The 15,215-nt window shown below is 72.8% G+C and carries 10 protein-coding genes and 1 pseudogene; 5 read left to right on the forward strand and 6 right to left on the reverse strand.

Annotation, left to right across the window (positions count from 1 at the left end; translation table 11 throughout):
* Window positions 1-180: 180 nt before the first annotated feature.
* Genes purL through purS form a run of 3 tightly spaced genes read right to left on the reverse strand, consistent with a single transcriptional unit; the run spans window position 181 to window position 3,370 of the window.
* Entirely contained in the window at window positions 181-2,430 is a 2,250-nt protein-coding gene (purL, locus tag ACGFU6_RS35035; RefSeq protein WP_393616611.1) for a phosphoribosylformylglycinamidine synthase subunit PurL, read from the reverse strand.
* A complete protein-coding gene (purQ, locus tag ACGFU6_RS35040; protein WP_123524693.1) occupies window positions 2,427-3,107 on the reverse strand; it encodes a phosphoribosylformylglycinamidine synthase subunit PurQ in 681 nt (226 codons plus the stop codon). Before purQ ends, purL begins: the two co-directional genes overlap by 4 nt.
* Window positions 3,104-3,370 (reverse strand): phosphoribosylformylglycinamidine synthase subunit PurS, encoded by a 267-nt coding sequence (gene purS / locus ACGFU6_RS35045; protein ID WP_078617732.1) that lies wholly within the window; start codon window positions 3,368-3,370, stop codon window positions 3,104-3,106. Before purS ends, purQ begins: the two co-directional genes overlap by 4 nt.
* Window positions 3,371-3,796: 426 nt before the next feature.
* Between purS and ACGFU6_RS35050 the strand changes: the two genes are divergently transcribed.
* Window positions 3,797-4,132 carry an Lsr2 family protein gene (locus tag ACGFU6_RS35050; protein WP_207319115.1) on the forward strand — a complete coding sequence of 112 codons (336 nt, stop codon included), beginning with the start codon at window positions 3,797-3,799 and terminating at the stop codon, window positions 4,130-4,132.
* A gap of 74 nt (window positions 4,133-4,206) precedes the next feature.
* On the opposite strand, the pseudogene ACGFU6_RS35055 reads toward ACGFU6_RS35050, so the two are convergent.
* Together ACGFU6_RS35055 and ACGFU6_RS35060 are read right to left on the reverse strand one after the other, a co-directional pair.
* Window positions 4,207-4,704 (reverse strand): annotated as a pseudogene (locus ACGFU6_RS35055) (BTAD domain-containing putative transcriptional regulator); the annotation flags it as partial.
* A 94-nt stretch (window positions 4,705-4,798) separates the two neighbouring features.
* A complete protein-coding gene (locus ACGFU6_RS35060) occupies window positions 4,799-6,910 on the reverse strand; it encodes an asparagine synthase-related protein (RefSeq protein WP_393616612.1) in 2,112 nt (703 codons plus the stop codon).
* Window positions 6,911-8,521: 1,611 nt separating this feature from the next.
* Here ACGFU6_RS35060 and ACGFU6_RS35065 point away from each other — a divergent pair.
* The 4 genes from ACGFU6_RS35065 (at window position 8,522) to ACGFU6_RS35080 (ending at window position 14,223) form a co-directional block, all read left to right on the forward strand.
* The gene (locus ACGFU6_RS35065) at window positions 8,522-10,162 is read left to right on the forward strand and encodes a sporulation protein (protein ID WP_123524664.1); all 1,641 of its coding nucleotides are present in this window, start codon (window positions 8,522-8,524) and stop codon (window positions 10,160-10,162) included.
* A gap of 133 nt (window positions 10,163-10,295) precedes the next feature.
* Window positions 10,296-11,552 (forward strand): L-2-hydroxyglutarate oxidase, encoded by a 1,257-nt coding sequence (gene lhgO / locus ACGFU6_RS35070; RefSeq protein WP_393616613.1) that lies wholly within the window; start codon window positions 10,296-10,298, stop codon window positions 11,550-11,552.
* A gap of 4 nt (window positions 11,553-11,556) precedes the next feature.
* Window positions 11,557-12,408, forward strand: a complete 852-nt coding sequence (gene trmB / locus ACGFU6_RS35075; protein ID WP_393616654.1) for a tRNA (guanosine(46)-N7)-methyltransferase TrmB — start codon at window positions 11,557-11,559, stop codon at window positions 12,406-12,408.
* Window positions 12,409-12,573: 165 nt separating this feature from the next.
* Window positions 12,574-14,223, forward strand: coding sequence for a PrsW family glutamic-type intramembrane protease (locus ACGFU6_RS35080; protein ID WP_393616614.1), 1,650 nt, complete (start codon window positions 12,574-12,576; stop codon window positions 14,221-14,223).
* Here ACGFU6_RS35080 and ACGFU6_RS35085 read toward each other — a convergent pair.
* The gene (locus ACGFU6_RS35085) at window positions 14,220-15,164 is read right to left on the reverse strand and encodes an aldo/keto reductase (RefSeq protein ID WP_393616615.1); all 945 of its coding nucleotides are present in this window, start codon (window positions 15,162-15,164) and stop codon (window positions 14,220-14,222) included. The genes ACGFU6_RS35080 and ACGFU6_RS35085 overlap by 4 nt on opposite strands.
* Window positions 15,165-15,215 lie beyond the last annotated feature (51 nt).

The following is a 15,215-nucleotide window of genomic DNA, read 5'->3' on the forward strand; positions in this document are numbered from 1 at the left end:
GGCCGGGCCGCCCCCCCCCCCCGCCGCCCCGCCGCCCCCCCCCCCCCCCCCCCGCGCCCCCGCCCCCGCCCCCCCCCCCCCCCCCCCCCCCCCCCCCCGCCGCGGCCCCCCCCCCCCCCCCCCCCCCCCCCCCCCGCTCTGCGCTCTGTGGTCTGGGTTCTGCGTTCTGCGCTCGCGAACCTACGCGAGCAGCGCCGGGATGGTTCCCTCGTGCGCCGTGCGCAGCTCGCTCAGCGGAATGCTGAACTCGCCCTGGACCTCGATCTCCTCGCCGTCCACGACACCGATCCGGGTGACGGGCAGACCCCGAGCCCCGCACATGTCGTTGAAGCGGAGCTCCTCGCTGCGCGGGATCGAGACGATCGCGCGTCCTGCGGACTCGGAGAACAGGAAGGTGAACGCGTCCAGGCCGTCCGGCACGACCAGCCGGGCGCCCTTGCCGCCGCGCAGGCAGGACTCGGTGACCGCCTGGATCAGACCGCCGTCGGACAGGTCGTGCGCCGCGTCGATCATGCCGTCGCGGGAGGCCGAGATCAGGATCTCGCCGAGCAGCTTCTCGCGGCCCAGGTCGACCTTGGGCGGCATGCCGCCGAGGTGGTCGTGGATGACCTCGGACCAGGCCGAGCCGCCGAACTCCTCGTCCGTGTCGCCGAGCAGGTAGAGGAGCTGGCCCTCTTCCTTGAAGGCGACCGGCGTGCGCCGGGTGACGTCGTCGATCACGCCGAGCACGGCCACGACCGGCGTCGGGTGGATCGCCGTCTCACCGGTCTGGTTGTACAGCGAGACGTTTCCGCCGGTGACCGGGGTGCCCAGCTCCAGGCAGCCGTCCGCCAGACCACGAGTGGCCTCGGCGAACTGCCACATGACGTCCGGGTCCTCGGGCGAACCGAAGTTCAGGCAGTCCGAGATGGCGAGCGGCTTGGCACCGGAGGCGGCGACGTTGCGGTACGACTCCGCCAGGGCGAGCTGCGCGCCGGTGTACGGGTCGAGCTTCGCGTACCGGCCGTTGCCGTCGGTCGCCATGGCCACGCCGAGGTTGGACTCCTCGTCGATGCGGACCATTCCGGCGTCCTCGGGCATCGCGAGCACGGTGTTGCCCTGCACGAACCGGTCGTACTGGTCCGTGATCCAGGACTTCGAGGCCTGGTTCGGGGAGGAGACCAGCCGCAGGACCTGCTCGCGCAGCTCCGCGCCGTTGGCCGGACGGGCCAGCTTCCCTGCGTCGTCGGCCTGCAGCGCGTCCTGCCAGGACGGGCGGGCGAACGGACGGTGATAGGTCGGTCCCTCGTGGGCGACGGACCTCGGCGGCACGTCCACGATTCGCGAGCCGTGCCAGAAGATCTCCAGCTGGGAGCCCTCGGTCACCTCACCGATGACGGTGGCGATGACGTCCCACTTCTCGCAGATCTCCAGGAAGCGGTCCACGTGCTGCGGCTCGACGATCGCGCACATGCGCTCCTGCGACTCGCTCATGAGGATTTCCTCGGGCGAGAGGGAGGAGTCGCGCAGCGGCACGGTGTCCAGCTCGACGCGCATACCGCCCGAACCGGCCGAGGCCAGCTCGGAGGTGGCACAGGATAGCCCGGCGCCGCCGAGGTCCTGGATGCCCGCGACGAGCTTCTCCTTGAAGATCTCCAGGGTGCACTCGATGAGGAGCTTCTCCTGGAACGGGTCGCCGACCTGGACGGCCGGGCGCTTGGTGGGCTTGGTGTCGTCGAAGGTCTCCGAGGCCAGCACGGAGACGCCGCCGATACCGTCGCCGCCGGTGCGCGCGCCGTAGAGGATGACCTTGTTGCCGGGCCCGGAGGCCTGGGCGAGGTGGATGTCCTCGTGCTTCATCACGCCGATGCAGCCGGCGTTGACGAGCGGGTTGCCCTGGTAGCAGGCGTCGAAGACGACCTCACCGCCGATGTTCGGCAGGCCCAGGCAGTTGCCGTAGCCGCCGATGCCCGCGACGACGCCCGGCAGGACGCGCTTGGTGTCGGGGTGGTCGGCCGCACCGAAGCGCAGCGGGTCGACGACCGCGACCGGGCGGGCACCCATGGCGAGGATGTCGCGGACGATGCCACCGACTCCGGTCGCCGCACCCTGATAGGGCTCGATGTACGAGGGGTGGTTGTGCGACTCGACCTTGAAGGTGACGGCGTAACCCTGGCCGACGTCGACCACACCGGCGTTCTCGCCGATGCCGACGAGCATCGCGTCATTCTCCGGGACCTTCTCGCCGAACTGCTTGAGGTGCACCTTGCTGCTCTTGTAGGAGCAGTGCTCGGACCACATCACCGAGTACATGGCGAGCTCGGCGCCGGTGGGACGGCGGCCCAGGATCTCGCGGATCCGGGCGTACTCGTCCTCCTTGAGGCCGAGCTCCTTCCAGGGCTGCTCGGTGTCCGGGGTTTCGGCCGCGTGCTTGACCGTGTCCAGGCTCATGCGTTGACCAGCTTCTTGATGATCGAGGTGAAGAAACCGAGACCGTCGGTGCCACCGGTGCCGATCAGCGGCTCGACGGCGTGCTCCGGGTGCGGCATCAGGCCGACGACGTTGCCCGCGGCGTTGGTGATGCCGGCGATGTCACGCAGCGAGCCGTTGGGGTTGACGTCCACGTAGCGGAACGCGACACGGCCCTCGGCCTCCAGCTCGTCGAGCGTGTGCTCGTCGGCGGTGTAGCGGCCGTCCATGTTCTTGAGCGGTACGGAGATCTCCTGGCCCTCGGAATAGTCCGAGGTCCAGGCGGTACCGGCGTTCTCGACGCGCAGCTTCTGGTCGCGGCAGATGAAGTGCAGGTGGTTGTTGCGCAGCATCGCGCCGGGCAGCAGATGCGCCTCGGTCAGGATCTGGAAGCCGTTGCAGATGCCGAGAACCGGCATGCCCGCCTTCGCCTGCTCGATCACCGTCTCCATGACCGGCGAGAACCGGGAGATGGCTCCGGCCCGCAGATAGTCGCCGTAGGAGAAACCGCCCGCCAGGATGACCGCGTCGACCTGGTGCAGGTCCTTGTCGCGGTGCCACAGCGATACGGGCTCGGCGCCGGCGACCCGTACGGCCCGAAGGCTGTCCTGGTCGTCGAGGGTGCCCGGAAAAGTGACGACTCCGATACGAGCAGTCACTTCGACTCCTCGGCCTTCTCCACCTTCACGGTGAAGTCCTCGATCACGGTGTTGGCGAGGAACGTCTCGGCCATCTCGTGAATACGGGTGAGGGCGGCCTCGTCGACCGGTCCCTCGACCTCCAGCTCGAAACGCTTTCCCTGACGTACGTCCGCGATTCCCTCGAAGCCGAGACGGGGCAGCGCACGCTGCACAGCCTGTCCCTGCGGGTCGAGGATCTCGGGCTTGAGCATGACGTCGACTACGACGCGTGCCACTGGCACTCCCGGTGTGGTGGTGTGGTGCGGCTGTTTCTCCGGGGGGTTCCCCAGGACCCCCGCGGGTCCCCTCAGCGTACCTGTCCAGAAATTCTACGCGGGTAGATATCGGACGGCCGAGATCACGTCGGGATATAGACCCCGCCGGCGAAGGCGACCGGGACACAACTGCGGATGTACTGCGGATGCCACAAGGGATGCAAAAAATCCTGCGCAAAAATCCCCACCAGCCGCACAGATAGCAGGCTGACACGCGCAGGTAATTGGGTGGGCTTCACAATGCGGTGCCCATCGCTGTACAAATGATTACCGGGGAAAGCAGCATTGCCCCGGAACGGCCGACAACAGTCGGCCCTCATCCGCGCTCACAGCCGGAAGGCCGGCATCCGCGCATGTCAGGCGCGCCGATGCCGCAGGAAAGGACCGATATCCGTGGCTCAGCGCGTAGTGGTCACACTCTCCGACGACATCGACGGGGGAGCGGCAGCGGAAACGGTCACCTTCGCGCTGGACGGGAAGTCGTACGAGATCGACCTCAATCCGTCCAATGCAAAGAAACTGCGCAAGGCCCTGGCTCCGTACATGGCAGCCGGCCGTAAGCAGACAAATGCCAGCAAGCACGGCAAGGTTCCCGTCTCGTACCGGCACACCTCGCTCGCACCCGACCCGGCGGCCGTACGTGCCTGGGCCCGGTCGCACCGGATGGAGGTGCCGGCCCGCGGCCGGATTCCCAAGAAGGTCTACGAGGCGTTCCAGGAAGCCAGTTGAGCCGAAGCTCCGGGCGGGGGGGGGGGGGGGGGGGGGGGGGGGGGGGGCCCCCGCCCCCCCCCCCCCCCCACGCAGCGCAGGTCGGCCTCGATGCGGTGCTCCAGCGCGGCCAGCCGGTGGGCCTGTGGACGCAGCGCGTGGCCGTGGTCGCGGTCGGGCAGGTCCGCCAGGGCCGGTCCACGCCACAGGGCGAGTGCCGTACGGAGCGTGCGGGCGGCGTCCTGTGGCGCGTCCGCCTCCAGCTCGGCCGCGCCCTGCCGGGCGAGCCGCTCGAACACGTACAGGTCGACGTCCTCCGGGCCGGCCACCAGGCGGTAGCCGCCCGGGGTACTGGCGAGCGCGTCCCTCCCGAGCGCCCGGCGCAGCCGGCCCACCAGGGCCTGGAGGGCGGCGGGGGCGTCCGCCGGAGGGCCGTCCGCCCACACGTCGTCGACGAGCTCGGCGATCGGCACGGACCGGCCGGGCCGCAGCGCCAGGGCCGCGAGGAGGGACCGCAGCCGCGTCCCTCCGAGGGGCAGCACCCCGCCCCGCCCGTCTCGCGCCTCCGTGACGCCCAGGATCAGATACCGCACACCGCCATTGTGTCCCGCCGGTCCGACAACGGAAGGCGGCCCGCGGAGGACCGGTGACGGCGTACGGGCCACGGGTACGGCTGCCGAGTACGGCCTACGGCTGGAGCGTCCGTCGGGCCGGGACCACTCCGCCGGCGACAGCTCGCTGACGCGGTGCCGCCGTGCCCGTCCAGCAGGTGCCGCGGCGCGACACGAGCCGGCGGAGCCACAGTTCGGTGGAGGCGAGGTCCGCGAGGCCGTCCAGCGGGAGGGGCTCGCCCTCGGCGGCCGCGCGCAGGGCCTTGCGTACGACGCGGGCCTCGACCAGGCCCGCGTCGGCGAGCAGCGGGGCGTCGAAGAGGGCGATGAGCTCGGGCAGCGCGGCGCGCAGGCCGGTACGGGTGACCTCGGTGGAGGTGGCCTGCGACGGCGCGCCCCAGCCGGGCGGCAGCTCGTGGATGCCGGTGCCCGCCAGGACCCGGCGCAGGACCGCCGCTCGGGCGCCCGGCTGGACCCTGAGGGACTCGGGGAGCGCGCGGGCGGCGCGTACGACCTGGTTGTCGAGGAAGGGTGCGTGCAGCCGCTGGCTGCGGACCTCGGCGGCCTGCTCCAGGATCCGGTGGTCGGCGGCGTTCCGGGCGAGCGCGGCTCTGGCGCGGGCCTCGCCGGGGCGTTGGACGGAGGTGGGTCGGATCGCCGCCTCCTGAAGGCGAACCGATACTTCAGCCAGCGCCTCCCCGGTCAGCCAGCGAGCGGCGGGGCCCGGACGCGACCAGGTCAGGGCGGCGAGCGAGGCGTCGGTGGGGGTGTCGAGGTCGGGGGTCAGGCGGTTGGCGTCGGGAAGGCGGTCGGCCGCCGCTTCGAGACCGGTGCGGTACGACGTACGGGCGAGGCGCCGAGCCGCCCGGTACACGGTCAGCGGGACGAACAGGGAGTGCGCGGAGGGGCCCTCGGCCTTGGCCAGCGCGGCGACCGGGCGCAGCAGATGGCGTCGGCGGCGGTCGATCAGCAGGTCGGCCAGGCGGGCCGGGTGGGCGTCGAGCACCTGCCGGGCGCCGTCGCCCACGAAGTGGTCCGCGCTGCCCGCGGCGAGCCGGCGGCGATGGCGTTCGACGACGACGAGGGAGGGGGCCGGTTCGTCGGTCAGCGGGCCGTTCTCCAGCTCCGCGTACGGCAGGGCCTCCTCGCCCGCGGCGACGACGACATGGTGGAGCCGGGGGTTGGCGGCGATGACACGGGCGCGTTCGAGTTCGTCCTCGTGGTCGCGGGTGGTCAGGTCGTTGAACGTGACGGCGAGCAGCCGTTCGCCGGCTCCGGTGCCGTGGCCCAGCAGCGTGCCGGGCAGTCCGGGAAGCCCGGCGGCGAGCAGGGCGAGGGTGGCGGACGCGCTGCCCCCGGAGAGGTCGGAGCCGATGCCGGGCACGGGCGCCCCCCGTGCGGCACGGCGTTCGGCGGGACCCATGCCGGGGACCGGGCCGGGGTCGGGCGGCACGGTCTCCGGGGCGTGGCGGGGCGCCAGCAGCCGGGCGCGCACGGCCTCGACCAGGGCGTCGCGCACCCCGTCGACCGCGCTCACCGGATCGAGCTCGGGCGCGGCCACCGCGAGGGAGGCCACGGCCTCGTACCCGGTGATCTCCCGTGAGCCCTCGCGGAGGATCAGCGCGTGTCCGGGCGGGATGCGTTTCACCCCGGCGTACGGGGTCCCGTCGCGCAGCGCCTCCGGCGTCTCGGGGCAGGCGAGCAGGGCTGCCAGGTGGCCGATGTCGAGCTGCGCCTCGATGAGGTCCGCGAGCGGGAGCGCGGCGGTGGCGTACGCCGTGCCGCCGGCCCACGGTGTGTAGAAGACGGGGCGGGCTCCGGCGAGGTCACCCACCACGGTGATCCGTCGCCCTATCTGGACGACCGCCGTGTAGCTGCCCGTCCACGCGGTGAGGTGGCGCAGGGCTCCGCCGCGGGCGGCGAGCAGCCCGACGCGCAGCTGTTCGTCGCTGGCGCCGCAGCAGCCGAGTACGGCGAGCCGGACCGTGGGCGCGCCCTCGGCCGTGTCCACCCGGACGGTGCGGATCTCGTCGGGCCGCCAGTCCCCGACCGCCCAGAGCGGATCCGGGTCGCCCCAAAGGAGTTGGGAACCCACGGGGTGCATCGTGCGCCCCTCGTCACTCGCGCCGACCGCTCCGGCCGTGCCGAAGCTCGCGGCGATACTGCTCCAGCCCACCAACCAACGCATCGCCGCCTCCACAGGCTGTGGACAAAACGGCGCGGCTGGGCGTTATCGGGAGAACTCCGGTAACGCGCGGCGCCGTTGCGGACATGCTGCCACGACAAAGGCGCGCAGGAGTGGCTACGGACGGCGCACGTCGTGAGCGCATGCGCCCCTGGCAAAGGCCGGAGCGGGACTGCCGGCCGCGCCGACGGGTAGATCGCCCGCGCGCGTCGTACCCGGCAGCAACGGAGTTACGGATTCCGCCTGTTGCCCTCTCCCGCACGTACCGCCACCCGGGCCCGGATCCGGCCACGGCGCGTACCCTCGCTCCGGCAGCCGACGGGATGTCCGCGAACCCGCCGGCCCAACCCCGCCCGACGGGCGACATTCGGCCAATCTCAGGGCGCCTTGGAACCGGATCACCGGAAGTCCATGACCGCCTTCATGCGCATATCTCCCGTTCTGTTCCCTCCCGCATCGGACAAGATCACGGGCCGCCGCAGGCCGCCTCAAGGTCCGGGAACGATTCGCCGGAGCCACGCGCACCCCCGAACGGGCTCCCACCGGGTCTCCCACCCGGCTCCCGAGCGGCCGTCCGCACGAACCTCGCACGCGAGCGCGCGTGGGTGCGTTTCGTCGGTCTGCCTCATGACCCCCTGCGCGGGCCCGGCCGGACACCCCGGCGCCGGTCTCTCGCCCCACCCGACGCAGGTTCCGACGCGCGGCCCGAGACGGGGCCGACGTACAGTCCGGGAGGCACAGTTCGCCTCCCGGACCTGTCCACCGCCTGCGGGGAATGAGACGGCGGTTTCCCCCGGCCCGCAGCGTCCAGCGCGACGGGCCGACCCACGCAGCACCCATGCAAGCGCTTCCGTACGGACCCGGCCAGAGCGCACGGCCGGGCGCACGGCCACACGCCAGGAGCGCGCCGGAAGACCCGGAACGGGACCCCCCGCAAAGGCCGGCCGGCCCCCGCGAACCATGCCTTGCCCGACCGCCCGGCACCCGGATACTGCCTGGTCAACGGGCAGTTCAGGGATGCGGACGACGGATCGGCGCCTACCCGCGCGCCCCGTGCACGCCGCCCCGCCACCCCCGTCCACGCCTCCCCGGCACACCGCCTGCGCCTCCCCCGGCCACCCCTGCCCGCGCCTCCCCGGCAGCCCGTCCGCGCCCCTCCGGGCCCGCCCCTGAACGCCGCTCGCCCGGGACCGCCCCCGGACGCTTCCCCAGGTGCGCCCGGCGGACCACACCCCTCCTCCACCTTCCCCCGCATTCCCTCCGCCCCGCCTTCACTTCTCCTTCGCCTGCCGCCCACCACGTCCGCCCCGCCCGCTCCTCGCGCCTCAGGAGCCTCCCCGGTTCGCCGCTGTTCGCCGTCGCCCGACGCGGTCGGCAACCGAAGGCGCCGGGCGGGCAACAATCCCGCCATACGGACGTCCGCCCCTTAACGGTAGGGATGCGGCGAACTACGCTGGGTTGACTGATGTTCTCAGCAGAGCGGCATATTCCTCGGGGCTCGGCCAAATGCGTGTGCGGTCGGAGTGCGAGGGTTCGTCCCTGGGGAGAACACGGTACGAATGCCGCGCGCCGCAACGGTGTCGCGGCTGCCGTCTGTGTGTCGAGGGGTGGCGCATGTCCAGGGAGCAACGCGGACCGAACGACAAGCTCGGAACCGTTCTCGCCCTCGCGGGAATCAGCAACGCCGGGCTCGCCCGGCGGGTCAACGACCTCGGGGCGCAGCGCGGGCTGACACTTCGGTACGACAAGACCTCGGTGGCCAGGTGGGTCTCCAAGGGCATGGTGCCGCAGGGCGCCGCGCCCCATCTCATCGCTGCGGCGATCGGCGCCAAGCTCGGCCGGCCGGTCCCGCTGCACGAGATCGGGCTCGCCGATGCCGACCCCGCGCCGGAGGTCGGTCTGACGTTCCCGCGCGATGTGGGTGAGGCGGTCCGCTCCGCGACCGAGCTGTACCGGCTGGATCTGGCCGGGCGGCGGGCCGGCAGCGGTGGCATCTGGCAGTCGCTCGCGGGCTCGTTCTCGGTGAGTGCGTACGCCACTCCCGCGTCGCGCTGGCTGATATCCCCCGCCGATCCGTCGGTGGCCCGCGCCTCGGCGGCCGCGGAGGCGGCCGTGCTCGGCACGCAGGGCGCACGGGGCGCAGCGGGGGCGCAGGGCGCGCCCGGTGCCGCGGCGCCGCCCGGCGTACCCGGGCAGCACATCCTGACCGGGACGCCACTCGTACCCGGTCAGGCGGGGGCGCCGCCGGTCCACGGGCACGGCGCGCCGCCGGTGCCGGGGCACAGCGTGTCGATCCCGGCCCAGCCGGGGCCGGAGTCCGCGCACGGGGTCTCGCCGCTGCGGGTCGGCCACAGCGACGTGTCCAAACTGCGGGAGGCCGCCCAGGACGCCCGGCGCTGGGACTCCAAGTACGGCGGCGGGGACTGGCGTTCGTCCATGGTCCCGGAGTGCTTACGGGTCGACGCCGCACCGCTGCTGCTGGGTTCGTACAGTGACGAGGTGGGCCGCGCGCTCTTCGGCGCCGCGGCCGAACTGACCAGGCTCGCCGGCTGGATGGCCTTCGACACCGGCCAGCAGGAGGCCGCGCAGCGCTACTACATCCAGGCGCTGCGTCTGGCGCGCGCCGCGGCCGACGTACCGCTCGGCGGCTACGTCCTCGCCTCCATGTCGCTGCAGGCGACCTATCGCGGCTTCGCCGACGAGGGGGTCGACCTGGCGCAGGCCGCCGTGGAGCGCAACCGCGGGCTCGCGACGGCGCGCACGATGAGCTTCTTCCGCCTGGTGGAGGCGCGGGCCCACGCGAAGGCGAGCGACGCTCCGGCCGCGGGGGCCGCGCTGAAGGCCGCCGAGGGGTGGCTGGAGCGCTCCCGGGACGGGGACGCGGACCCGTCGTGGCTGGGTTTCTACTCGTACGACCGGTTCGCGGCCGACGCGGCGGAGTGCCACCTCGACCTGAAGGCGCCGAGGCAGGTGCGGCGCTTCACCGAGCAGGCGCTGTCCAGGCCGACCGAGGAGTTCGTCCGCTCGCACGGGCTGCGGCTCGTGGTGTCGGCCGTCGCGGAACTGGAATCGGGGAATCTGGACGCGGCCTGCGCGGCCGGCACCCGCGCGGTGGAGGTGGCGGGCCGCATCTCGTCGGCGCGGACCACCGAGTACGTGCGCGACCTGCTGCACCGGCTGGAGCCCTACGGGGACGAGCCGCGCGTCGCTGAGCTGCGGGAACGCGCCCGCCCGCTGCTGGTGGCACCCGCGTAGGACCCTTCGCGCCGGGTGCCGGGCCCGCGGGTCCGGCACCCGCGCCGCCGGAATCCCGGGCGCCACGCTGGCCCTGCGGGGTTTGAGTGCGTTGTCAGTGGGTCAGTGCACTATCGGGGTGGGAGGTGGCGTGATGATGACGCACGCGGCGTACGACTGCGATGTGCTGGTGATCGGCGGCGGGATCGTCGGTCTGTCGACCGCGTACGCGATCACGCGGGCCGCTCCCGGCACCAGGGTGACCGTGCTGGAGAAGGAGTGGGGCCCCGCGCGCCACCAGACGGGCCGCAACAGCGGGGTGATCCACAGCGGCATCTACTACCGCCCGGGTTCCCTCAAGGCGCGGTACGCGCTGCGCGGCGGCGCCGAGATGGTCGAGTTCTGCCGGGAACACGGCATCGCGCACGCGGTGACCGGCAAGCTGATCGTCGCGACCGGGCGCTCCGAGCTCCCCCGGCTGCACGCGCTGGTGCAGCGCGGCCGCGAGCACGGGCTGCCGGTGGCCGAGCTGGGGCCGGCGCAGATCGCGGAGTACGAACCCCGGGTGCGCGGCCTCGCCGCGATCCGGGTGGGCAAGACGGGGGTGTGCGACTTCGGGGCGGTCACCGAGCGGTTCGCCGCCGAGGTCCGGGCCGGCGGCGGGCTGATCAGGTTCGGCGCCGAGGTGACCGCGATCGACCGGCGGCCCTGGGGCGTCGCGGTGCGGACGGCGGACGGCCTGGTGGTGCGGGCCCGGGTGCTGGTCAACTGCGCGGGGCTGCACTGCGACCGGGTGGCGCGGCTGGCGGGCGACGACCCGGGGATGCGGATCGTGCCGTTCCGGGGGGAGTACTACGAGCTGGCCCGGCCCGATCTGGTGCGGGGCCTGGTCTACCCGGTGCCGGATCCGGCGTTCCCGTTCCTCGGCGTGCACCTGACCCGCGGCCACGACGGCGGTGTGCACGTCGGGCCGAACGCGGTGCCCGCGCTGGCCCGCGAGGGCTACGGCTGGCCGGTCGTGCGCCCCCGCGAGCTGATGGACACGCTGAGCTGGCCGGGCTCCTGGCGGATAGCCCGCAGACACTGGCGGTACGGGGCGGGCGAGGTGCATCGCTCGCTGTCGAAACACGCCTTCACGACGGCCGTGCGGCGGCTGCTGCCCGACGTCACGGAGGCCGACCTGCGGCCCGCCCCGGCCGGGGTCAGGGCCCAGGCGGTCCTCCGGGACGGCACCCTGGTGGACGATTTCCTCATCCGCGAGGCCCCGCACACCGTGCATGTGCTGAACGCACCGTCGCCCGCCGCCACGGCCTCCCTGCCCATCGGGCGGGAGGTCGCGCGCAGGGCGCTGCTGAGAGCGCAGGGGACGGGGTGGAAGCCGCCCGCCGTAGAATCAGGGCATTGTGTCTGAGCCCATGAACCCCTCCCCCGCGACGCCCGGCGACGCCGCGCCCGGAGCCGAACCCGCGCCGGCCGCGTCCGCCACCGCCGGAATCCCGGACGAGCTGCGCGCCGCGGCCCTGGACCGCCAGCGCAGGCTGCGTCAGGCGCCCCGCTTCCCCGGGGGCCCGGCGGCCGATCCCGCCGGCTCGCACCACGAGCGCCGGATCCGCAGCTTCCAGCCGCGCCGCAGCCGGGTCTCGCCCGGCCAGCAGGACGCCTTGGAGCGGCTCTGGCCGAAGTGGGGCCTGGACATCGACGGGCTGCGGGTCATCGATCTGCCCGAGCTGTTCGACGGGCTGCCGGTGGTGCTGGAGATCGGCTTCGGCATGGGTGAGGCCACCGCGCAGATGGCCGCCGACGACCCGGGCACCGGCATCCTCGCCGTTGACGTGCACACCCCGGGCCAGGGCAATCTGCTCCGTCTCGCGGACCGGAACGGCATGTCCAACATCCGGGTCGCCAACGGCGACGCGATCATCCTGCTTCGGGAGATGCTGACGCCGGACTCACTGGACGGGCTACGCGTCTACTTCCCCGACCCGTGGCCCAAGTCCCGCCACCACAAGCGCCGGCTGATCCAGCCGGAGTTCCTCGACCTGGTGGCGCAGCGGCTGAAGCCCGGAGCGGTTCTGCACTGCGCGACCGACTGGGAGCCGTACGCCGAACAGATGCTGGAGGTGCTGAGCGCGCACCCCGGCTTCGGGAACACGGCGGCGGACGGCGGTTACGCGCCTCGGCCGGAGTTCCGGCCGCTGACCCGGTTCGAGGGGCAGGGCCTGGACAAGGGCCATGTCGTGCACGACCTGCTGTTCGCCCGCCGCTGATCCCTCCGCCACCCGGGCCGCCCCGGCCGCGGCAGCCTTGGCCACGGCAGCCTTGGCCACGGCAGCCTTGGCCACGCCGCAACGCCTTGGCCAAGAAGGCGTCCCGGTGGGCGGACCCGGCCGAACGCCATGGCCCTTGTCAGTCCTCCTCGTTAGGGTCATGGGGTGTCCGACGGTTCTGATCCGCATCAGCGGCAGTCGCAGCCGGCCGTCCCGGTGCTCGAGGAGCAGCGGGTCGGCGAGATCCTGGCTGCCGTGCCGGAGCGCGGCCAGTGGCGTTACCACCCACGCCGCGTCGGCATGCTGTGGCGGAGCAAAACGCTCCGCGTCGTCGCCGTCTTCACCGTGCTGGCCCTCTGCGGCCTGGTGATCCTCGCGCTGGTCCGGGACCAGACGGGCACTCAGGGACTCCTCGTCGGACTGGGCCTCGCGGTGCTGCCGGTCCCGCTGCTGATGACGGCGTTCCGCTGGCTGGACCGGGTCGAACCGGGCCCGTGGCGCAACATGCTGTTCGCCTTCGCCTGGGGTGCCTGCGCGGCCGCCCTCGTCGCGATCCTCGCGAACTCCTTCGCGACCCAGTGGATCGCCACGGCCACCGCCGACCCGGGCAGCGCGGACACCCTGGGCGCCACCGTCATAGCGCCCGTCGTCGAGGAGAGCGCCAAGGCCGCGGCCGTACTGCTGCTCTTCCTGTTCCGAAGACGCGACTTCAACGGGATCGTCGACGGTCTGGTCGTCGCCGGATTCGCCGCGACGGGCTTCGCCTTCACCGAGAACATCCTCTATCTGGGCAACGCCTTCGGCGAGGACCAGCAGATGGGCTCGGGGTTCGCCTCGGTGACGGTCGCGACGTTCTTCGTACGGGCGGTGATGTCGCCGTTCGCGCATCCGCTGTTCACCGTCATGACCGGCATCGGCTTCGGCCTCGCCGCGAGCAGCGCACACCACCAGCGGGTCCGCCGCATCGCGCTGCCGCTGCTCGGCCTGGTCCTCGCGATGGGCATGCACGCCCTGTGGAACGGCTCGGCGACGTTCGGCCCGTACGGCTTCTACGTGGTGTACGGCGTGTTCATGGTGCCCGCCTTCGGCCTGGTGACCTGGCTGGCGATCTGGTCCCGGCTGCGCGACCTGCGCACCCTGGCCGTCGAGCTGCCCGCCTACGCGGCGGCCGGCTGGCTCTCCCCCGCCGAGCCCCTGGCCCTGTCGTCGATGCGGGCACGCGGCATGGCCAGGGACACCGCACGCCGGTGGCAGGCGACGGCAGCGGGAGCGGGCCCGTACGGCCACCGGGGCTACGTACCGGCTCCGGTCACCCCTCAGGCCAAGGCCCAGGCCAAAGCCCGGGGGAAGGCGGCGGCCCGTGCGGTCGCCGAGTACGAGTCGTTCGCCACGTCACTGGCCTTCCTCCGCCGGCAGGCCCGCCGCGGCACGGCGGGCCCGCATCTGGCGGAACGCGAGCTGGAGCTGCTGCACCACCTGTGGCAGCGCCGTGAGGTCGCCGGGCCCGCTCTGGCGTACGCGGCGGGACGCCTGCGCCCCCGGCACACCCGTCCGACGCGCCCGCCCTACCAGCGCTACGGGGCACACCCGGGCTACGGGCCGCACCCCGGGTACGGGGCACACCAGCCCCATGGCGCCCCCGCCCCGCACCCGGGCCCGGTCCCGTACGGCCAACAGCCCTACCCCGCGTACCCGTACGGCCAGCAGCCCCACAACCCGCAGCCCTACGGCCCGCAGCCGTACAACCCGCCGCCGTACGGACAGCAGGCCCACGGACAGCAGCCGCACGGACAACAGCCCTACGACAGGCCCTAGGCGGATGCCTCGGTGAGCGTGGTCAGCTCCTGGTCCGTCAGACGCAGGTCGTGGACGGCCAGCAGTGCGGGGAGCTGCTCGACCGTACGGGCGGAGGCGATCGGCGAGACCACGGTCGGCCGGGAGGCCAGCCAGGCCAGCGCCACCGTGGCGATCTCCGCGTTCCGTTCCCGCGCGATCTCGTCGAGCGCGGCGAGGACCTTCTGGCCGCGCTCCGTCTCCAGGTGCTGGGCGGCGCCGCCGGCGCGGGCACTGTCCACGGTCGTGCCGGGGCGGTACTTGCCGGTCAGGAATCCGGAGGCCAGGGCGAAGTACGGGACCGAGGCCAGTCCGGCGCCGGCGGCCGTGTCCTGGAGTTCGCCCTCGTAGGTGTCGCGCGAGACGAGGTTGTAGTGCGGCTGGAGCGCCACGTAGCGGGCCAGCCCCTCGCGCTCGGAGAAGTCGATCGAGGCACGCAGCCGCTCCGGGCTGATGTTGGAGGCGGCGATCTCGCGGACCTTGCCCTCCTTCACCAGCTGGTCGAGGGCGGTGATGATCTCCTCGACGGGGACGGTCTCGTCGTCGTGGTGGGTGTAGTAGAGGTCGATGTAGTCCGTGCCGAGCCGGCGCAGCGATTCCTCGGCCCCGGCCTTGATGGTGGCGGCGGCGAGCCCCTTGTACTCGGGGTGCGAGCCGACCTTGGTGGCGAGGACGACGTCGGAACGGTTACCCCGCGCGGCGAACCACTTCCCGAGGACGGTCTCCGACTCGCCGCCCACGTTGCCGGGAATCCAGGAGGAGTACGTGTCGGCGGTGTCGACGAAGTTGCCGCCGCCCGCCGTGTACGCGTCGAGAACGGCGAAGGACTGCGCCTCGTCGGCGGTCCAGCCGAAGACGTTGCCGCCGAGGGAGAGCGTGGAGACCTGGAGGTCGGACGAACCGAGCTTGCGAAGAGAAGTCATGGAGGGAACAACCCGCCGCACGGTACCCACTATTCCATGGCAGCTACAGGC

It is taken from the genome of Streptomyces sp. NPDC048462, from assembly GCF_043200175.1.
Taxonomy (GTDB): domain Bacteria; phylum Actinomycetota; class Actinomycetes; order Streptomycetales; family Streptomycetaceae; genus Streptomyces.